General features: G+C 64.3%; 16 protein-coding genes. 10 read left to right on the top strand and 6 right to left on the bottom strand.

Annotated elements, in window-relative coordinates:
• The first annotated feature begins 215 nt into the window (after positions 1-215).
• The 4 genes from E8E95_RS07460 (at position 216) to E8E95_RS07445 (ending at position 4,010) form a co-directional block, all read left to right on the top strand.
• Entirely contained in the window at positions 216-971 is a 756-nt protein-coding gene (locus tag E8E95_RS07460; RefSeq protein WP_280349243.1) for an SDR family oxidoreductase, read from the top strand.
• A gap of 44 nt (positions 972-1,015) precedes the next feature.
• Positions 1,016-1,426 carry a cupin domain-containing protein gene (locus tag E8E95_RS07455; protein WP_280349242.1) on the top strand — a complete coding sequence of 137 codons (411 nt, stop codon included), beginning with the start codon at positions 1,016-1,018 and terminating at the stop codon, positions 1,424-1,426.
• Positions 1,427-1,817: 391 nt separating this feature from the next.
• Entirely contained in the window at positions 1,818-3,527 is a 1,710-nt protein-coding gene (locus tag E8E95_RS07450) for an amidase (protein ID WP_280349289.1), read from the top strand.
• A 132-nt stretch (positions 3,528-3,659) separates the two neighbouring features.
• The gene (locus E8E95_RS07445) at positions 3,660-4,010 is read left to right on the top strand and encodes a hypothetical protein (protein ID WP_280349241.1); all 351 of its coding nucleotides are present in this window, start codon (positions 3,660-3,662) and stop codon (positions 4,008-4,010) included.
• A gap of 66 nt (positions 4,011-4,076) precedes the next feature.
• Here the strand turns inward: E8E95_RS07445 and E8E95_RS07440 are convergent, their stop codons facing one another.
• Both E8E95_RS07440 and salA read right to left on the bottom strand, forming a co-directional pair.
• Positions 4,077-5,432: an aromatic acid/H+ symport family MFS transporter gene (locus E8E95_RS07440; RefSeq protein WP_280349240.1), complete on the bottom strand. Its 1,356-nt coding sequence runs from the start codon at positions 5,430-5,432 to the stop codon at positions 4,077-4,079.
• Between the two features lie 73 nt (positions 5,433-5,505).
• On the bottom strand, positions 5,506-6,795 hold the full coding sequence (salA, locus tag E8E95_RS07435) for a salicylate 1-monooxygenase (RefSeq protein ID WP_280349239.1): 1,290 nt from the start codon (positions 6,793-6,795) through the stop codon (positions 5,506-5,508).
• Positions 6,796-6,931: 136 nt separating this feature from the next.
• Here salA and E8E95_RS07430 point away from each other — a divergent pair, with 136 nt between their 5' ends.
• Both E8E95_RS07430 and E8E95_RS07425 read left to right on the top strand, forming a co-directional pair.
• Entirely contained in the window at positions 6,932-7,834 is a 903-nt protein-coding gene (locus E8E95_RS07430; RefSeq protein WP_280349238.1) for a LysR family transcriptional regulator, read from the top strand.
• A gap of 163 nt (positions 7,835-7,997) precedes the next feature.
• Positions 7,998-8,381: a RidA family protein gene (locus E8E95_RS07425; RefSeq protein ID WP_280349237.1), complete on the top strand. Its 384-nt coding sequence runs from the start codon at positions 7,998-8,000 to the stop codon at positions 8,379-8,381.
• Positions 8,382-8,466: 85 nt separating this feature from the next.
• Here the strand turns inward: E8E95_RS07425 and E8E95_RS07420 are convergent, their stop codons facing one another.
• Positions 8,467-13,962, bottom strand: coding sequence for a trifunctional serine/threonine-protein kinase/ATP-binding protein/sensor histidine kinase (locus E8E95_RS07420; RefSeq protein WP_280349288.1), 5,496 nt, complete (start codon positions 13,960-13,962; stop codon positions 8,467-8,469).
• A 133-nt stretch (positions 13,963-14,095) separates the two neighbouring features.
• On the bottom strand, positions 14,096-14,770 hold the full coding sequence (locus E8E95_RS07415) for a response regulator transcription factor (RefSeq protein ID WP_280349287.1): 675 nt from the start codon (positions 14,768-14,770) through the stop codon (positions 14,096-14,098).
• A 456-nt stretch (positions 14,771-15,226) separates the two neighbouring features.
• Between E8E95_RS07415 and E8E95_RS07410 the strand changes: the two genes are divergently transcribed.
• Positions 15,227-16,183: a DJ-1/PfpI family protein gene (locus E8E95_RS07410; protein ID WP_348532575.1), complete on the top strand. Its 957-nt coding sequence runs from the start codon at positions 15,227-15,229 to the stop codon at positions 16,181-16,183.
• A gap of 36 nt (positions 16,184-16,219) precedes the next feature.
• On the opposite strand, the gene E8E95_RS07405 is transcribed toward E8E95_RS07410, so the two are convergent.
• Positions 16,220-17,149, bottom strand: a complete 930-nt coding sequence (locus E8E95_RS07405) for a LysR substrate-binding domain-containing protein (protein ID WP_280349235.1) — start codon at positions 17,147-17,149, stop codon at positions 16,220-16,222.
• Positions 17,150-17,472: 323 nt separating this feature from the next.
• On the opposite strand from E8E95_RS07405, the gene E8E95_RS07400 reads away from it, so the two are divergent.
• The 3 genes from E8E95_RS07400 to E8E95_RS07390 all read left to right on the top strand — a co-directional run bounded on the left by E8E95_RS07400 (position 17,473) and on the right by E8E95_RS07390 (position 19,580).
• Positions 17,473-17,829 (top strand): response regulator, encoded by a 357-nt coding sequence (locus tag E8E95_RS07400; RefSeq protein ID WP_280349234.1) that lies wholly within the window; start codon positions 17,473-17,475, stop codon positions 17,827-17,829.
• Between the two features lie 245 nt (positions 17,830-18,074).
• On the top strand, positions 18,075-19,277 hold the full coding sequence (locus E8E95_RS07395; RefSeq protein ID WP_280349233.1) for an NAD(P)/FAD-dependent oxidoreductase: 1,203 nt from the start codon (positions 18,075-18,077) through the stop codon (positions 19,275-19,277).
• Between the two features lie 78 nt (positions 19,278-19,355).
• Entirely contained in the window at positions 19,356-19,580 is a 225-nt protein-coding gene (locus E8E95_RS07390) for a transmembrane sensor/regulator PpyR (protein WP_280349232.1), read from the top strand.
• A gap of 339 nt (positions 19,581-19,919) precedes the next feature.
• Here E8E95_RS07390 and E8E95_RS07385 read toward each other — a convergent pair whose 3' ends face one another.
• Positions 19,920-20,681 (bottom strand): TerC family protein, encoded by a 762-nt coding sequence (locus E8E95_RS07385; RefSeq protein WP_280349231.1) that lies wholly within the window; start codon positions 20,679-20,681, stop codon positions 19,920-19,922.
• Positions 20,682-20,808 lie beyond the last annotated feature (127 nt).

Here is a 20,808-nt window from a genome sequence, read left to right as displayed (position 1 = left end):
TCCCACGATCAATGTCCTTTCCGGGAACAATCCCCCGGCCATAACGTGATCGTCATTGCGGATCACTGGCGATGCGGCGAAGCGCGTCACGCCACCTGGCGACCGCTGCGGTTCCCACACGCCATACAGCCACGAGTGTAGCTCCGGGCTGCCATGCACTCGCTGCCCCCCGACAGATGCACCCTGCGCTGCGTCATCCAACAGGAGGCATGCACATGAAGATCGTCGTTATCGGCGGAACCGGCCTGATCGGAACCCAGCTCTGCAACAACCTTCGCCAGCAGGGGCATGAGGTCCTGCCGGCGTCACCGAACACCGGGGTCAACGCCGTGACGGGCGAAGGGCTTCAGGCGGCACTGCAAGGTGCCGATGTGGTCGTCGACGTCGCCAATTCGCCGTCATTCGAAGACGCTGCGGTACTGGCGTTCTTCGAGGCCTCCGGACGCAACCTGGCCGCTGCGGAAAAGGCTGCCGGGGTAAAGCATCACCTCGCGCTTTCGGTCGTCGGTACGGAGCGGATGCTCAGCAGCGGTTACTTCCGCGCCAAGATGGCCCAGGAAAAGCTGATCAAGGGATCGGGCGTCCCCTACTCCATCCTCCGGGCCACGCAGTTCTTCGAGTTCGTCGGTGCCATCGCGCATTCCGGCACCGAGGGCAATAGCGTTCGCCTGCCGCCCGCCGCCCTGCAGCCGATCGCCTCGGCGGATGTCGCAGAGGCCCTGGCCAACATCGCGGTACAACCGCCAAGCAATCGGACAACGGAAGTCGCCGGGCCTGACTGCAAGCCCATGGGCTGGTTCGTCAAGGCCTACCTCGACCACAACAACGACCGGCGGGAGGTGATCGCGGATGCCGGAGCCACCTACTTCGGCGCACCGGTCGACGACCAGTCGCTGACCCCAGGGGCCAATCCGATCGTCGGCGCGACCCACTTCGAGGAATGGCTCAAGCAAGCCGCCGCACCGCGCTAGCGGCCGGGCCACCACATCCTGCTCGACGGAACCAGGAGCGCCACATGCGAATCCCTCAGCTCGTCGCCCTCTTCTCCCTCTCATGCATCACGGTCGCCATCGCGCAGGACTCGGGAACCTCTGCCCCGCCCCCGGTCGTCAAGCCGGTCATGACCCAGGCGCTTCCGGACTACCCCGGCAAGGAAGTGCTGATGATCACCGTGGAATATCCGCCCGGCGGCGCCGACCCGGTCCATCGCCACGATGCGCACGGCTTCATCTACGTGCTGGAAGGCACCATCGTCATGGGCGTGAAAGGCGGGAAGGAGGTGACGCTGATACCCGGGCAGAGTTTCCATGAAGGCCCGCAGGACCTGCACACGGTCGGACGCAACGCCAGCCAGGACAAACCCGCGAAGTTCCTGGTGTTCCTGCTGAAGGACGTGGGCAAGCCGCCGGTAATCCCCGTCGACTGAGGGGCCATTCGTGGCTTTTCCTCCCGAAAGGCTCCGAACGATTCCTGGGTCATTGCACTCGGTATAGCTATGAGCCGCGACGTTTCCTTGTGAGCGTCGCGGTTCGTCATTTCAGGCTCAGCCGTCCGGCTGGCCACTATCCGACTACCCTCCCCACATCGTCCCGCCAGGAACCTCGCTAGCTGATGCACGCCAGCGATGCCGCGGCTTCGCGCTTGGTGCAAAATAGTGCGCCAAATACCCCCGGCTCTGGTTACAGCCCCCCCGTTGCGTGATGGCTGAAACGAGGGCCGATGTGATGACCGTCTTCGCAAGTTGATGTTCCTGGACCCAGCGTCCAGCGTGATGGAGAGATTCGATGCACAACCCAACAACCACCGGCGGTGAGAGCATGATCGAGGTAACCGAGGTTTCCATTGCCCAACTGCGCGCCGCGCTCGAGTCCGGCCGCACGACCGCCGTCGAGCTGGTCAAGGCCTATCTCGCCAGGATCGATGCCTACGACGGTCCCGAGACGCCGACCGCCCTCAACGCGGTCGTGGTGCGTAATACCGAGGCGCTCAAGGAAGCCGAAGCCTCCGATGCCCGCCGCGCGCGCGGCGGGACGCTCGGACCGCTGGATGGCATTCCCTATACGGCCAAGGACAGTTACCTGGTGAAGGGACTGACCGCCGCGTCCGGCAGCCCGGCCTTCAAGGACCTGGTCGCCTATCGCGATGCGTTCACCATCGAACGCCTGCGCGCTGCCGGCGCCATCTGCCTGGGCAAGACCAACATGCCGCCCATGGCCAACGGCGGTATGCAGCGCGGCGTCTACGGCCGTGCGGAAAGCCCCTACAACGCGAACTACCTCACCGCCCCCTTCGCCTCGGGCTCGTCCAATGGGGCGGGCACCGCGACCGCAGCCAGCTACTCCGCATTCGGCCTGGCCGAAGAAACCTGGTCGAGTGGTCGCGGGCCGGCATCCAACAATGGCCTTTGCGCCTACACGCCTTCGCGCGGGGTGATCTCGGTGCGCGGCAACTGGCCGTTGACGCCGACCATGGACGTCGTGGTGCCTTATGCGCGCACCATGGCCGACCTGCTGGAAGTGCTCGACGTGGTGGTCGCCGAAGACGCCGACAAGCGCGGCGACCTGTGGCGTCTGCAGCCCTGGGTGCCGATCCCCGCCGTCTCGGAAGTGCGACCGGCGTCCTACCTGGACCTCGCCGCCGGCCCCGAAGCCCTCAAAGGCAAGCGGCTGGGCGTACCGCGCATGTTCATCAACAAGGACGAACTGGCCGGCACCAGCGAGAAGCCCGGCATCGGCGGCCCGACCGGCCAGCGCATCAATACCCGTGCCTCGGTCATCGACCTCTGGGAACAAGCCCGCAAGGCCCTGGAAGCGGCCGGCGCCGAAGTCATCGAAGTGGACTTCCCGCTGGTTTCCAACTGCGAGGGCGACCGTCCCGGCGCGCCGACCGTGTTCAACCGCGGCTTCGTTTCCGAGCAGTTCCTCCATGACGAGCTGTGGGAACTGTCCGGCTGGGGCTTCGACGATTTCCTCCGTGCCAACGGTGATCCCAAGCTGAACAGGCTGGCTGACGTCGACGGCCCGCAGATCTTCCCCCACGACCCGGGCACCCTGCCGAACCGCGAGGATGACCTCTGCGCGGGCATGGACGAATACGTCAATATGGCCAAGCGCGGCCTGAAGACCTGGGAACAGATCGAGACCCTGCCCGACGGTCTGCGCGGTCTGGAAAAGACCCGCAAGCTCGACCTGGAAGACTGGATGGACGACCTGAAGCTGGACGCCGTGCTGTTCCCCACCGTGGCCGACGTGGGCCCGGCGGACGCCGATGTGAACCCGGAATCGGCCGACATCGCCTGGAGCAACGGCATCTGGGTCGCCAACGGCAACCTGGCGATCCGTCACCTGGGCGTCCCCACCGTCACCGTGCCCATGGGCGTGATGGCGGATATCGGCATGCCCATCGGGCTGACCTTCGCCGGCCGCGCCTACGATGATTCGGCCCTGCTGCGCTTCGCGTCGGCATTCGAGTCGACCGGCTCCAAGCGCCTGATCCCACCGCGCACCCCGTCCTTGGCGCGCGGCTGAAGATGACACGGGCGGGATTGGGGCTGCGCGTCCCAATCCTGCTCACTACGGCCAGGGACTGGCAAACCCAGAAATATCCAGCGAACTCGGCGAGCAGCCGGGCTCCGCGGAATAGGAAAGGCAGCAAAGGATATGCACCCAGTACTTCACTTCAAAGACCGGAATATCGCCGAATACCTGAACACTGCGCTGCGAAGGCACGGGTTGGATTCTCATGTCTTCAATACCGGGCTCAGCCCCGAAGGCGATGAGATGTTCTCCATCACGTGCCTTGAATCCAGCGAACTCAAGCTCGCCCGGCATCTCATCTACAGCAGCCGGTACTTCCTGAACGACATCCACCCTGAAGCCGCAAGTGAACTGCGGGAAATTCGAAAGGCGAATAGGCGGATCTTCCTGGACCTGGTCAAATCCAGGCCGGCCATCATCATCTCCATCCTCGCAATGAGCGCCGCCGCACTGGGATACATCTTCGACTTGTGAGTCCTTGAACACCGGGGCGTCGACGCCCGCCCTGGCGGTAGCCGGGGCGGTCTTGGTGTTACCTGCTCAACCGGAGACGGACTCCAGCGGCTTGTCGACCCCGTCGTGGGCCTGAAGCCGTCTGCCTGGCCGGTGCCAGAGGAACACCAGGATGGCAGCAGCGCCGATCAGGCCCGGCAGGGCGAAGGCCAGGAAGCTCGCCTGGATCGGCAGTTGCGCCGCATGCAGCGCCCCACCCAGCAGCGGACCGATGATCGCGCCGATGCGACCTATTCCCATGGCCCAGCCCAGTCCGGTTGAGCGGATATGTGCCGGGTAGAACTGCACCGCGCAGGCGTTGGCGAGAATCTGCGTGCCGATGGTGCAGGCACCGGCCACACCGATCAGCAGGTACAGCACGGGTAGCGGGGATTTCAGCGCCAGCAGGCTGAGGGACAACGCGCCCAGGGCGAAGAATGCGAAGAGCACGCGACCGAGACCGATCCGGTCCCCGAGCCAGCCGCCGCCGATGGCGCCGAAGATGGCCCCGAAGTTCAGCACCAGCAGGAACGCGAGACTGGAGTTGAGGCCGTATCCGGCAGCATTCATCAGTTTCGGCAGCCAGGAGCTCAGGGCGTAGACCATCAGCAGGCAGCAGAAGAACGCCACCCACAGCATCAACGTGCTCAGCGTGCGTCCATCGTGGAAGAGCTGGGCAATGACGGCCTTGCCCGCCTGCCCCTTGGCCAGTCCAAGCTGATCATCGGCACAGGGCTGATAGTCCGGCGCGGCCTTTGCCAGCAGCTCCCTGGCCATCCCGACCTTGCCCTGGCGAACCAGGAAGTTGATCGATTCGGGTAACTGGCGAACCAGCAACGGCAACACCAGCAAGGGCACCACGGCGACGAAGAACACCGCCTGCCAGCCCCACTGCGGTATCAACGCCATGCCCAGGCCGGCAGACAGCATGCCGCCGACCGAATAGCCGCTGAACATGACCGCCACCAGGGTGCTGCGAATCTTCTTCGGCGCGTATTCGTTCATCAACGCGACGACATTCGGCATGACGCCACCGATTCCGAGCCCGGCGATGAAGCGGCAGATCGCGAACTCCTCGGGGGTGCTGGCGAAGCCGTTGACCACGGTGAAGCCGCTGAACAGGACCACGCAGGTCATGATCGTCTTGCGCCGTCCGACGCGGTCCGACAATGGGCCGAAGAACAGCGCGCCGAACATCATCCCCACCAGCGCGCAGCTGCCGAGCAGGCCAGCCTGGAGCGCGCTCAGGCCCCAGGTCTGCATGAGTGCAGGCAGCACCACGCCGTAGATGACCAGGTCATAGCCGTCGAAAATGATGATCAGCGCGCACCAGAACAGCACGCGCGCGTGGAAGGCATTGAAGCGTGCCCCGTCGAGCAGGGCGGAAACGTCGATGGTACGCATGGCATGGCTCTTCTTGTCATTGTTATAGAGCCGGAGCGGCCTGCAGGGCTCGCCCCGGTAGGACGCGGCTTGATCAGGCGCAGCGACTTTGGGCCGTCCAGCCCAGACGCGACCGCGCCTGGGCGACGTCCGCGTCCAGGTCGTGGTTCCACAGCCAGTCGAAGCGACTGGCCAGGGTCGCACCCAGCGCCTGCTCGTTGTCGCCGGCGACCGGGTCGCGCAGTTCATACAGCTCGCCCGCCTCCCAGGAGGTGCGCTGGACGCGACAGGCGCGCGGTCGGCGCAACGCGTCGTAGGCCGCGAGCAACTCATCCAGATTGCCCTGGCTCACGTGCGGATCCCCCAGCAAGCGCGCCAGGAAGTACGCGTCTTCCAGTCCCTGCCCTGCCCCGGCCCCCTGGTGCGGCAGCATGGCGTGGGCCGCGTCGCCAATCAGCGCCACCCGGCCGTGCACGTAACCAGGCAGTTCGGCCAGGTCGTGCAGTGCCCAGTGGGTGGGTGCCGGGATGCATTCGAGCAGGATGCGCGCGGCATCGCCCCAGCCATCGAACGCGTCGAGCATTTCGCGTTGGCTGGCCTCTCGCACCCAGGAGGCTTCCTCGGGCCATTCGGGATTGGGCTGGCTGCGGTCGGATACGAAGGCCACCACATTGATGATGCGGCCCTGTTTCACTGGGAACGTGAGGATGTGGCCATCGAGGCCGAGGTACATCTGCGGTACATCCACCAGATGCTCATCGACCCCGGCGGCACGGTAGGCCTCGCGCAGGCGCTGGCTGTCGATCAGGCCGCGATAGGCGCAGGTACCGGTGAAGCGGGGAGCGGCCGGCGCGGCACCGATACCCTCCAGGACATGGCTGCGCAGGGCGGATTTGATTCCGTCGGCGGCGATCAGCAGATCACCCCGGTACTCGCTGCCATCGGTGAACAGCACCCGTGCCTGGTTTCCCTCCTGCTCCACACTGACGGCGCGCTTCCTGAAACACGCCACGCCTTCGGGCAAGCGGCTGGCCAGCACGTCCAGGAAGTCTGCGCGGTGCACCGAGGACTGCCCCACGCCCGGCGCAATACTGGCGCCGATGTAGCTGGCATCGCTGCCACGGCGCCATTCGAACCAGACGTCCTGCCAGGGCTCCGGGGTACGGTCGGCCACCTGCCCGTAAGGCTCGGCCAGGCCGAGGCCGGCGATGGCCCGGACTGCGTTGGCGCCAAATGAAACGCCTGCACCGACTTCACCGAAAGCAGGTGCGGACTCGAAGAGCTGAACGTCGAGATGAGAATGACGGCACAGGTCCAGTGCCAGGGCGACACCGGAGATTCCGCCGCCGATGATGCCGACGCGCAAAGCAGGCTTCTTGCTCATGTTCGTACCCATGAAGGTCTTGTTGTTGGAGTGGAACCATCATGGCGATACGAGGAATATTGATAAATGCACCGACTCGCATACAGACTATTCCGGGTGTGAATATTCCTCTCACCCCCACCTCCCGAGACACCCCATGGACCTGCGCGATCTGGATCTGAACCTGCTGGTGGTCTTCAACCAGTTGCTCATCGACCGGCGCGTCTCCACGGCCGCCGACAACCTGGGGCTCACCCAGCCCGCCGTCAGCAACGCCCTCAAGCGCCTGCGCGTCGCCCTGCAGGACGATCTGTTCGTGCGGACCTTCCAGGGCATGGAACCCACGCCCTACGCAGAGCAGCTGGCAGAGCCGGTGTCCCTGGCCATCCAGACCCTGCGCGACGCCCTGAGCCGCCAGAACAGCTTCGATCCCCTGACCCGCGAGCGCACTTTCACCCTCGCCATGACCGACATCGGCGAGATCTACTTCACCCCGCGGCTGATGGACGCGCTGGCCCGGCTGGCGCCGAAATGCCGCATCAGCACCGTGCGCAACACATCGGTCACGCTGATCGAGGCCCTGCAGAACGGCACCGTCGATCTCGCCGTGGGGCTGCTGCCGCACCTGCAGGCGGGCTTCCACAAGCGCCGCCTTTTCCACCATCGCTACGTGTGCATGTGCCGCAAGGACCATCCGGCCACCCGCGAGCCGCTGACCCTGGAACGGTTCAGCCACTACGGCCATGTGCGGGTGATCGCCGCAACCACCGGTCACGGCGAGGTGGATGCGCACATGTCGCGGCTGGGCATCGAGCGGGATGTGCGCCTGGAGGTGCCCCACTTCGTCGCTGTCGGGCATATCCTCCAGCGCACGGACCTGCTCGCCACCGTGCCCCAGCGCTTCGCCGACTCATGCGTCGAGCCCTTCGGGCTGGTCGCCCTGCCGCACCCGGTCGAGCTGCCCGAAATCGACATCAACCTGTTCTGGCATGCGAAGTACCACCGCGACCCCGCTAACCGCTGGATCAGGCAATTGATGTTCGAGCTGTTTGCGGATTGAGGACCAAGCGCCTGCTCGCCCAACCTTCAGGCTGGATCGTTTCTGACCTGCGGCTTCTGGGGCGGTCCACAGCGCTATACACTGGCCGCCCGGCGGGCCTGGCTGACCGAGCCCGCCACGGTGGCCACGCAGGCCGCTTTCCTACTTCTCGAGCAAGATAGCCATGGCAAACCACGACCTCACCTTCCTCCCCGATCCCGATCCGGAATCCATCTCCTCGGACGTCGCCAGCTTCGGCGGCCTGCTGGTCTCCACCCAGATTCCCACTCGCGCCGACGGTAGTCTGGAACTGGGTGACATCGCCCTGCAAAGCGAATGCACGCTGCAGGCGCTGAAGGTCGCGCTGGAGCGCGCCGGCAGCTCCATGGACCGGGTCATGCACCTGACCATCTACCTCACCGACATGGCCGACCGCCCCGCCTTCAACGAGGTCTACCAGCGCTTCTTCGCCAAACCCTGGCCAGTTCGCGCCGCCGTGGGCGTGGCCGAGCTGGCCGTTGAAGGCATGCGCGTGGAAGTCACCGCGATGGCGGCTGCCAGGTCGTAATCCGGAATTCCCGGCTCGCTCCTACAAAAACATGACCACGTCCTTAGGGCGTGGCTTTTGCCGGGCGGACACCACGGGGGCACGATCAGACCGGCGAATGGGCAAGCACGGTGAACTGGACGACGGCTCCGCGCGGCTGATTGGCGCTCGCCCACAACTGGCCGCCGTGGGTCTCGATGATCGATCGGCAGATCGAGAGCCCCATCCCGAGGCCGGTGGGTTTGGTGGTGTAGAAAGGTGCGAACACCTGTTCGGCACTTTCCGCGAAACCCGGCCCCGAATCGCTCACCGTTACCCGCACCCCGCCTGACTCGTCGGCGCCGGTGCTGATGTGCAACTGGCGGAGGCCGTCATTGACGCTACCCATGGCCTCCAGCGCGTTGATGATCAGGTTGAGTAGCACCTGTTGCAGCTCGACACGGTCGCCTTCAATGAATGGCAAGCCTTCCGCGAGTTGCGTCTGCACCGCTGCACCGCACTTGCTGGCCTCGCCGTGGGTGAACTCGACCATCTCGCGGATCGCCGCGTTGATGTCCACGGGCTCCTTCTGCGGCGGCGCCTTCCTGATCAGCTCACGAATCCGCCCGAGGACGTCTGCCGCCCGGTTGGCATCCTTGATGATGCGGCCCAGGACCTGCCCCACCTCGCCGACTTCCGGCGGCTGCGCGTTCAGCCAACGCTGTGCGGCGTAGGCATTGGTCACGGTCGCGGCAATCGGCTGGTTCACCTCGTGGGCGATCGATGCGGCGAGCTGTCCCATGGTCGCCACCCGGTTCGCATGGGCCAGTTCCGCCTGCACCTCGCGATAGCGTTGCTCGCCCTCGCGAACCTTCTGCTCCGCCAGCTTGCGCTCGGTGAGGTCGAGCACGAACGCCACGCCATCCTTGCGACTGGTTTCGAACGTGGCCAGGCCGACGATAACCGGCAGGCGACTGCCATCCTTCCTGACGTACTCCTTCTCGAAGGGTTGCACATGTCCGGCCCGCAACGCCTCGGCCAAGGCCATTTCGCTCTGCGGGCGCAAATCCGGCTGCGTCAGGTCGCGCCAGCCTACGCTGCCCGAAACCAGGTCCTCCCGCTCGTAGCCCACCATGCGCAGGAAGGCGTCGTTGGCTTCGATGATGTCGCCTTCGGCATTCCAGACGATGATGCCGATGATGTTGGCATCGACGAGGCGCCGGATCTTCGCCTCGCGCTCCGCAATATCACGGTACAAGCGCGCGTTTTCCAGGGAGATCGCCGCCTGGGAGGCCACCAGCTTCAGTACGGCGATGCGGGCCGGGCTGAACACGCGAGCTGTCAGGTTGTTCTCGAGATAGAGCGCGCCGGTGAGCTTCGCCTGGTTCATCAGGGGCAGGCAGAGGATCGAACGGGTGCGCTGCTCGCGGATGTAAGGGTCCGCGGCAAACGAGGGCTCGGCCACCGCATCGTCGAGGAAGACGCTCTCGCGTGTACGCAGGACGTTGAACAGGATCGCTTCAGGCAGCAGCGCCGCACTCACCGGCACAGCCCTCAGCAGCAACTCCGTCGCGTCGCCGGCGGTCGTCGCCTCCGCCGCAATCAGGTGATCGCCGCCATCCGAGAGGATCAGCAGGCCCCGCTCGGCACCGGCCTGCTCGATGGCCGTGCGCATGACCATGTCGATCAGTTTCTCCAGGACGATCTCACCCGAGACCGCTTGCGACACCTTCAGCACGGTCGCCAGGTCGAGGTGTTCTACCGGCGTCGCGATGGTGGTGGTCGCGCCAAGGGCAGGCTCTTCCGTTCTCAGGTAGGAGTACTTCGTCTCGAGTTGCCACACCTTTCCATCGGCGCCCCAACGCAGGTAGCCATAGCGTGCGTCGCGCATGTACAAACGGGCGATCTTGCCGAGGCCTCGCGCCGCGTAGAAGCGCGACGCGAGCTCATTGGCGAGGGCCTCGACATGAATGAAGCCGTTCTGCTGCGCCGCCAGGATGGCATGCTCATAAAGCTGCTCGGCCTCCGCCACGCGGCCTTCGACGCGGGCAATCTCGGCGCCGATCAGGGCAGCACGGTCCGCGAAATTCTCGCGGCAGTTGTCTGCCCAGACCTGGTACTGCCGGTGATGCGAAGCCAGGGCGACCCGGTGCGTCGAATGCTCGACCGCCGGACTCGCATCGCACGCAGCAGCGTGGACCAGCGCGCTGTAGAAGTGATACTCGGCCTCCTCGAAGAATGAGGATGAAGTCCAGAGCAACGCCTCCGCCTTCGTGGCAGCCTCCATGGCCGCGGGATAGTCGCCGGCCAGGTAGCGCAGCTGCAGTTTGCGCGTCCAGTACCAGCATTCGGCGAGCGCCAGGTCGGGACTGCCGGCCAGATGCCGTTCGGTTGAAAGCTCGGTGAAGTTCGCATCGTCGAAACTGCCGAATGCGGTCGTCAGGCCACGAAGTGTGCGTACCAGCGCCAGTTGCGTGGCGATGAAGTCGACCACCAGGCCGAAGCCCACCTTCTCCGCATAGGCCAGTCCGCGCTCGGCTTCCGCCTGCACCGCAGGCAGCGATTCGCCGGAGAACAACAGGTCGGAGACCAGGCTGTTGCCGGCATAGGCGCCATACGGAAGGTCGCCGATCCTGTTCGCCGCGGCGAAGGCGCGACTCAGCAGCGCACGGCATTCCCGCACGGGCCGCAGCCAGCGCATGACGAAGATCGAGAAACACAGATAGGTCTTGGCCTCGAAGCGCTTCAGCCCGCGTCGGTCGACGAGGTCGCAGCCGAGCTGGCCAAAGCGCAAGCCGGCCTGGTAATCACCGAAGCGCCGCCCCGCCACCCGGCCGACGTTGGCATAGAGCACGCACGAGGCATCGCAGTTGCCACGTTCCAGACTGATGCTCACCGCCATGCAGATCGTCAGGCACGCCAGGTTCGCATCCGTCTGCAAGGCCGGCGCGAAAAGCTTGCTCAGCGCCTCCACGGTACCCAGCGAGGCCGCATCTTCCATCAAGGGCAGATCGATCAGGTCCTCGATCTGCCGCTCGCCTAGCAGCGTCCAGATCCGCTGGTATTCGCGCTGCACCTCCCCGTCGTCGGGATGCGCCGACCAGTCGATGCCCACATGCCGGAGGTAGGCGAGGCAAACCGCGACAGCACGGTCGCTCTGGTCGAGGACCAGGCAGACATCCAGTTGCAGGCACGCAACCAGTCCCTTTTCCACCGTCGTACGCGCACGTTCGGCCAGCGTCACCAGACGCGCGTCCGCCGCCGGCAGCTGCCCGGTGAGGAACTCGCATTCGGCCCGATTCAACTCCAGGGCGAAGCTCAGCTCATGGCGCCGCGCCCAGCAATCGCTACCCAGCAGTTCCGCACCGGCGTACAGGTAGGTAAGCGCCGACGCGTAGGCTGTCGATGCCTTCGCACGCTGGCCGGCCAGCAGGTTGAATTCGGCCAGTTGCTCACGCTCGGAGACGTCGGTCAGCAGTGCGGCGCCCCGGTTGAGCTGGCCAGCGATCTCGAAAATCGCCTCCTCGCGCCGTTCCGGCGTGGTCTGCGCGGCGAGCAGCCAGCCGATACGCAGATGGACCTCGGCGCGCGACGCCTTGGGGATCAGTGAGTAGGCCGCTTCGTGAATCCGGTCATGGACGAAGGCATAAGCGCTCTCCTGCCGCTCTACCAGCTCCTGGCGGATCGCCTCCCACAGCACGGCGTGAGCCTGGGCCTGGGGAATGCCCAGGACGCTTGAAAGGACGGTGATCTCGGCGACGTTGCCGAGACAGGCCAGCTGTTGCAGCGCCATCTGCGTGTCGCTGGGCAGGCGCGCCAGCTTGCCGACCATGAGGTCCACGACATTGTCCGTGTAGCCCTTGGCATGGATGCGATCAGGCTCCCAGCGCCAATGCCGCGCGTCATGGTCGAACGTCAGCAGGTCTTCTTCGACCAGCGCCTGGAGAAACTGGATGACGAAGAATGGATTGCCGGCGGTCTTGTCCTGCACCAGCCGGGCCAGCGACTCGATGCGCGCCTGCGGACTGTGCAGGGCCTCGGCGATCAGCTGTTCGATATGCGCCTTGGCCAGCGGCGCCAGCCTGATTTCGTCGATCCTGACACCCGCGTTCCTGATGGCCTGGAGCTTGGCCGTCAGTGGGTGTGCGGCATCCACCTCATTGTCCCGGTAGGCGCCCACCAGCATCAGATGGCGCAGGTCCGAACGGGTCAGCAGGTCCTCCAGCAAGTCGAGGGTTGCCGCGTCGAGCCATTGAAGATCGTCGAGGAACAGCGCGAGGGGGTGCTCCGGTTGCGCGAATACGCCGATGAAGCGCCGGAACACCAGCAGGAAACGGCGTTGCGACTGTTGCGGTTCGAGCTCCGGGACCGTCGGCTGTTCACCGATGATGAGCTTCAGTTCGGGGATGAGGTCGGTCATCAGCCGCGCATTGGGCTCCAGCGCCTCCCGCATCGCCCCGCGCCAGCTCTCCAGTTCTGCGTCGCTCTTGCCAAGCAGCGTCCGCACCAGGTTCTGAAAAGCCTGTACCAGAGTCGAATAGGGAATATCGCGTTTGTACTGGTCGAACTTGCCGGAGGCGAAAAGCCCCCGTGGCGGTACCAGCACCTTGTGCAGTTCGTTGACCACCGAAGACTTGCCGATGCCGGAGTAACCGGACACCAGCACCAGTTCCGGTGCACTGCTGTTGACGATGCGGGTGAAGGAGGCGACCAGCGTATCGACCTCGTATTCCCGCCCATACAGCTTCTCGGGTATCAGCAGGCGGTCGGGCGTGCCCTGCTCGTTCAGGGGGAAATCGTCGATGCGCTGACGGATTTGCCAGTCTTCCAGGCAGCGGCGCAGGTCATGTTCGACGCCAGCTGCGGTCTGGTAGCGCTCCTCGGCGGTCTTGGCCAGCAGCTTCATGACGATGTTCGAGACCACCGCCGGCACCGAGGCCACCCGTTCGCTCGGGGGCACCGCCTTCCTGGCGATATGGCAGTGCACCCATTCCATGGCGTCGGCGGCGGTGAACGGCAGCGCGCCCGTCAGCATCTGGTAGAGGGTGATGCCGAGCGCATAGAGGTCACTGCGCGAATCGATCGAACGATTCATCCGCCCGGTCTGCTCCGGCGCCATGTAGGCGAGCGTGCCGGCGATGGTTTCCGGCGGCTCGGGCGCCTGGCGCTCACGGGGCAGCCGCGAGGCGAGTCCGAAACCGGTGAGACGTACCTGGCCATCGGAGCAATTGACCAGGATGTGCGTGGGCTTGAGGTCCTTGTGGACGAGCCCGCGCTGGTGGAGCTTGCCCAGCGCCGTGGCGATGCCCACGGCGACGCCCAGGAAGGCGCCCATCTCCATGGGTGCGCCGAGCAACCGCTCGAGTGGCTCACCGCCCGGGTCCTCCAGCACCAGAAGAAGCCCACTGCTCTCACGCACCAGTTCAAGTGGCCGGACCGCCCATGCCCCATCGAGCTCTTCCTTGAGGCCGAACTCATGTGCGAGGCGCTCGAGGCTGGCCGGCAAAGGCTGTTCGGCGGCGGCCCGCGCGACCAGCACGTCGTCGCCGCCTTCATTTGGGTGCGGTCCTCGGCAGAAAGCACGCTCGCCGTCGTCCCAGCACATCTGGAGTCTGTTGCCCATTGGTTTCGGAGCCATAAGTAGGATTTCTTGAATGACGCACCCTGCCCTCAGGCTGCCGCCCGTCATTGCGATGGACGCTGGCGCCTCGGCGGGTCAGCGACAGGCCGCAAGGGCACTGCCGCTGATGCCGAAATCAGGACGACTTGCGTGACTGCGGCTGGATGCCCAGGGATTCCGATTTTCTGACGAGGTCCGCGACGGAGCGCGCGGCCAGCTTCTTCATGACCTGTCCGCGATGGACTTTCACGGTGACTTCGCTGAGGTTGAGTTCGGAGGCGATCTGCTTGTTCATCAGGCCGGCGACGACGAACCCCATGACTTCCCGCTCACGCACGGTGAGCGAATCGAATGCAGTGCGCAGCGTCGCGATGGACTGCTCGGCGGCCAGGCGCTCGCCGTCCTTCGCCAGGGCATTGGCCACTGCATCGAGCATGTCCTGGTCCCGAAACGGCTTGGCGAGGAAGTCGATCGCCCCGGCCTTCATCGCCTTGACCGTCATCGCGATGTCGCCATGCCCGGTCATGAACACGATCGGCATGCGCAAGCCGCTCTTCTCCACCTGTTCCTGGAAGGCAAGGCCACTCTCGCCACGCAGCCTGACGTCAAGGATCAGGCAGCTGGGGACGTTGTTCTTCGGGAAGGCAAGGAATTCCTGGGACGATTCGAACGTCTCGACGCGCAGTCCGATGGAGCGCAGCAGACCCTCGAGTGCCAGCCGCATCGACTCATCGTCATCGACCACATAAACCACGGGTTCCTTCTGTTCGCATGTGCTTTTGGTCGAAGTTGTTTGCGACCACGAACTCATCTTGTCTCCTTGCTGAAGACCGGCAAAACACAGCGTGCTGGTCAAAAAATCTAGTCCATGCCCCCCCTTGCGGCAACGCAATGGCCTCGGCGTCTGCCGGGCGTTATGCACGTTGGGAAGGCCTATGGCTGGAATGTTGATAACGCGGGTTGGGGCGCCGAGAACAGTGCGCTCAGCATTGACGAGGCTATCGCGCTTGCCGAGGCACCAGCCAGGACATAAAACCCTTGTTATCGGCCAACCCGGAACGCCGCACACCTCATCCGACTTTCCGACGATCGACCCTCGTGGATCGCTTGAAAAAAAGCACGGCGACACATACTTCCCAATGCCATTCGAACAGTCACGGCGGCGACAATGGTCGATTCTCCAGGCAGCCAAGGGAAACCCCCACCCAGGGACGGCACATTCGACACGCGGACTTCGACGTGGGACCGGCCTCGCGAAGTGGTGTTCGTGGCCTACCCGCAAATCGGGCTGCTCGACCTGACCGGTGCCCAGACAGTGTTCTGGGCCGCCACCAAGGCGCTGTCCGCACGCCAGATGCCCGGTTACCAGCTGCGCACCGCCAGCCTCGAAGGCGGGCTGGTGCAGACCGTCGAAGGTCTCGCCGTAGACACGTCCCGACTTGATCAGCCCAGCGCTCCCCCGGCCGACACCCTCGTCGTACCCGGCGCCCCGGGAATCTGCCTGTCCCTGGACAGCCACGGCGAGCTGGTTGATTGGCTGTCGGGCGCGGCCCACCGCTTTCGGCGTGTCGCGGCCGTCTGCAGTGGCGCATTCCTGCTGGCCAAGGCCGGCCTGCTCGATGGCCGGCGCGCCGCCACCCACTGGGCCATGTGCGACACGCTCAAGGAGCGTTTTCCGGCCATTGATGTCGATGCCGACGCGATCTTCATTCAGCAGGGAACCGTGTGGACGTCGGCGGGCGTGAGCGCCGGCATCGACCTGGCACTGGCCCTGGTGGAAGCCGACTGTGGCCGCGAAGTGGCCATGCAGGTGGCCAGGGAACTGGTGGTCTACCTCAAGCGACCGGGTGGCCAGGCGCAATACAGCACGCTGCTGCAGTCGCAATCGGGGGAAAGCGCCGCATTTGACGACCTGCACCTGTGGCTGACGGAAAACCTGGGGGACGAAAGCCTTACGGTCGAACGCCTGGCCGAGCGCGCGCAAATGAGCCAGCGCAACTTCTCCAGAGTCTACAAGCTCAAGACCGGCCGGACGCCCTCCAAGGCCATCGAACTGTTCCGCCTGGAAGCCGCGAAGCGCTTGCTGGAGAACTCCCCGCGCAATATCGAGCAGATCGCCCGGCTCTGCGGATTCGGCGACGAGGAACGGATGCGCTGCACCTTCCAGCGAAACCTGTCCATCTCTCCTCGCGACTACCGCAGCCGCTTCACGCGGGAACACTGATCGGTATTCCACCCGCCCCGCCCCGGCTCTCGCCCCTCAGGCCGCAACCGCTGCCTGTTCCACCGCCTCGCCGAGGTGACGGAAAAAGCACGAGCGCAGCCAGCGTTCACGCGGGTCGTCGTGGCTCGCGCCACGCCAGGCCATGGACAGGTCCGGAGCAGGTAGCTCCAGCGGCGCGAACTCGGCGTGCATCCCGTGCAGCCGCTCCATGGCCTGGGCAACGTAGTCCGGCACGATAGCGACCATGTCGCTGCCGGCGAGCAGCCCCGGCAAGGCACTGAACTGCGGCACCGCCAGCACCACCTTGCGCTGGCGCCCCATCACAGCCAGGACATGATCGACGTCATCGATGACGTTGCCCATCGAGGACACCACCACATGGGGCCGCGCGCAGAACTCGTCCAGCGTCAGGCTGCATGCCGCCGAATCGCCACGCAGCAACATCGGCTGCATCGGCCGCAGGCGTTTGCAGTGGGAGCTGGCCGGCAATCCCTGCGCCAGGCTGATGCCCACGGAAATTTCGCCCGTGGTGATCAACTGCGGCAATTGCCACTGGTCCACCCGGCGCACCACCAGGGTGATGTTCGGTGCCTCGTCGCGCAGGTGCTTCATCAGCTGCGGGAGCAGCGCGTACTCGACATCGTCCGAGAGTCCGACATGAAATGCCGCATCGCTGGTGCGCGGGTCGAACTCCTGGGAGCAGCTCAGGGCCACTGCGATGCCATCCAGGGCCGGTGCCAGACGGGCATGGATTTCCTCGGCCCGCGCGGTCGGCTCCATGACCCCGCCGGTGCGGATGAACAGCGGGTCGTTGAACATCGAGCGCAGGCGGGCCAATGCACTGCTGACCGTCGTCTGGCCGATGAACAAGCGCTCTCCGGCACGAGTGACATTGCGCTCACGCATCATGGTCTCGAAGACAACCAGCAAGTTGAGGTCAGCACGCCGCAGGTCATTTCTGTTCATGATGTCCGCCGCCTGGTTAATGGGTCTTTTACAACTTTCCATGCACCTCCGGAGTTACCGGAAGCCAATGACTGAGTAGTGCCAGATTATTCGAGATACCGGAAACAGTTAATTTGTACGTCAGTGCAGATGAAGTATCCATTCGGGGCGTGCACTTGTACCTGGGTATGATGCGTCGACGGAGAACCCAGAAGTGCTTCGCTTCGAGGGGCGGAGACTATACGTAGGTATACTTCTCGACGTTATGAGACAGCGTATCTTGAAATAACGACAGGCCGCCGCAACGAGCGACCCCACATGACGCAGATACTCAGGTGCGCAATATGGCTGTTATTGCAGTCGTCGATGATGACGAATCAATCCGTACGGCGCTGGAGAGCTTGTTGAGGGCCAGCGGCTACCAGGCCAGAACCTACTCCGACGCCTTGGAGTTCCTAGGCTCCAGCGGCCCCGCCGAAGCGCACTGCCTGATCTCCGATATCCAGATGCCGGGCATGTGCGGCGTCGAGATGCATGAAAAACTCATCGCGATGGGTTTTCGTATTCCCACCATCTTCATCACCGCCTACCCCGGCGCCATCGGCCCCGATACGTCCGGAATGGTCGCCTGCCTCCCCAAACCCTTCGAAGCCGACACACTGCTGAACTGCATCGAAATCGCCCTGCGCGAGCGCCCCTGAGAACATTGGAAATGTTACCGGACGCACACGACTTATACCTAGGTATATATCAATTCGACTGACGCATAATTCTGCTGACCCTATGTAGAAGTGCGCCAACAGATATCCATCGATAGCATGTAACCACAGCGGACGATCCGATACAGCGAATATGGGAACCCAGTATCAATGGACCTGTAATCGTCACGCCGGAGCTTTAAAAAACAACATCAATCTTATTGGGCACTTCTTTCGAGGAGCACTTCATGAAACAACAAATTCTGGTTGTTGGCGCAGGTTTCGGTGGACTCTGGAGCGCATTGAGCGCCGCACGTTTGCTGGATAAACATGATCGCAACGATGTGGCAATCACCCTGCTCGCGCCCCAGGCCGAACTGCGTATTCGTCCGCGCTTCTACGAGCCCAACGTCCATGCCATGTTTGCGCCCCTGGATGCTCTGTTCGATTCGGTTGGCGTGCGTTTCGTCAAAGGCACTGCAGAGCGCATCGATGAGCAGGCCAAGACCGTCGGTTACAGCGACGAGGCTGGCCGCCAGCAGGAGCTGCACTACGACCGCCTGGTCCTGGCGACCGGCAGCCAGTTGGCCCGCCCACCGGTTCCTGGCCTGGCCGAACATGCCTTCGACGTCGACCAGATCGAATCCGCGACTCGCCTGGAACAGCACCTCAAGTCCCTCGCGGAGCGCCCCTACAGCCTGGCTCGCAATACCGTGGTGGTCGCCGGCGGCGGCTTCACCGGTATCGAGACGGCCACCGAGATGCCGGCGCGCCTGCGCGAGGTACTGGGTAGCGACCAGGATATCCGCGTGATCGTCATCGACCGCGCCCCGCAAATCGGCGCCGCCCTGGGCGACGGGATTCGCCCGTCGATCGTCGAAGCCTCCGATCATCTCGGCATCGAGTGGGTTCTCGGAACCAGCGTTGCCGCAGTGGACGCCAATGGCGTGACCCTCGCCGACGGTCGCCATATCGAGAGCCATACGGTGATCTGGACCGTCGGCTTCCGGGCCAGCCCGTTGACCGAGCAACTGTCCAGCGTGCGCGATGCCCAGGGCCGGCTGCATGTGGACGAGAACCTCAAGGTGCGCGGCCAGGACAACATCTTCGCTGCCGGTGACGTCGCCTATGCCGCCACCGACGACATCGGCAACTTCGCCGCCATGTCCTGCCAGCATGCGATCTCCCTCGGTCGCCATGCCGGCAACAACGTCGCCGCCGACATCCTGGGCGTGTCGCCCACGCCCTACCGCCAGCCCAAGTACGTGACGTGCCTGGACCTGGGTGCCTGGGGCGCGGTGTTCACCGAAGGCTGGGACCGCCAGCTGAAACTGGTGAAGGCCGAAGCCAAGGAGCTCAAGACGCAGATCAACACGATGTGGATCTATCCCCCGGCAGCCGATCGCACCGCCGCCCTGGCCGCCGCCGATCCAATGATTCCGGTGGCCTGATCACCCTGCATGGACCCGGCGTCCGTGACCCCGTCACGGACGCCCTTGGCAGGCGCAACGCCTGCTGGAGCATTGGATATGTTCGCTTTCTTCGAATCCCCCCAGCGCGTCTACTTGCTTGGCAGCCAGTTGCTGGTCAGTGGCAGCGCCATGCTGGTGATAGGAGCCCTGCTGGCCTACGTCTTCGACGCATACCTCTCCATGGGCTGCCTGGTGCTGGCGCACCTGCTGACACTCCTCGGACCGATCGCGATCAAGCTCGGTTACGTGATGCGCCTTCACGCGCAATTCCGCCTCAGCTGATTACTCCCTGGGCGGGGACGCTGGCTCTAGTCCCTGCCTGCTTCGCCCGCCAACATTCGTGTTGGCGGGCTTTTTTATTCCCAGCGGGCCCCACTCTTGTAGGAGCGAGCTTGCTCGCGAAGATCGGCCCGGAAGGTTCGCGAGCAAGCTCGCTCCTACAGAAGCACAGCACACTCGCTCTTCCGCTTCATACGCTCAAGCTCGCATCAGAGCTGAAGCGGACTTGTCGCCCAACTGCTTTATCCCTGGGCAGGCGCCACCCTTGTAGGAGCGAGCTTGCTCGCGAAAGGTCGGCTCGGAAGGTTCGCGAGCAAGCTCGCTCCTACGAAAAGCCAACACTCACTCGCCCATCATGTCCTTGCGCAACTTCACCGGCTCTGCCGCCTTGCGGCCGCGAGCCGCGCGGGCACGGATGTTGAGTGCTTCGACGGCCAGGGAGAAGGCCATGGCAAAGTAGACGTAGCCCTTGGGCACATGAACGTCGAACGATTCGGCGATCAGCACAGTGCCGACCACCACCAGGAACGATAGCGCCAGCATCTTCAGGCTCGGGTGCCTGTCGATGAAAGTGCTGATGGTGCCGGCGGCGAGCATCATCACCAGCACGGCGGCCACGATGGCGGCCACCATCACCGGGACGTTGGAGACCATGCCGACGGCGGTGATCACCGAGTCCAGCGAGAAGACGATGTCGATCAGGGCGATCTGGATGATGGTGCCGATGAAGCCCCCGGCCAGGCTCCGTGGCTCGTCGGCTATTTCATCCTCGCCTTCCAGCCCCTGGTACATCTCACTGCTGCTCTTCCAGAGGAGGAACAGGCCGCCGAAGAAGAGGATCAGGTCGCGCCCGGAAATCCCCTGCCCGGCCACCTCGAACAGGTCGTTGGTGAGCCGCATGATCCAGGAGATGGAAAGCAGCAGCAGGATGCGGGTAACCATCGCCAGAGCCAGGCCGAAGAAGCGCGTGCGCGCCTGCATGTGCGGCGGCATACGCCCGACGAGGATGGCGATCATGATGATGTTGTCGATGCCGAGAACGATTTCCAGCGCGGTCAACGTGAAGAAGGCCACCCATATTTCCGGGTTGAGCAACCATTCCATCCCAAGCTCCCAGGTCAGGCCATACGGCGAAAAGGGTGCGAGCGCCGGTCCGCTCGTGACGGAAAGGCACTCGTACAAGGTTCAAGCGTAGTAGGAGTCGCCGCCGGGACAATCGGCAGGCGGAAAC

The sequence above is a fragment of the Pseudomonas sp. BN414 genome, assembly GCF_029871275.1.
In the GTDB taxonomy this organism is placed as follows: domain Bacteria; phylum Pseudomonadota; class Gammaproteobacteria; order Pseudomonadales; family Pseudomonadaceae; genus Metapseudomonas; species Metapseudomonas resinovorans_C.
The sequence above is the reverse complement of the archived record's forward strand: the minus strand, read 5'-3'. Positions and strand labels throughout refer to the sequence as shown.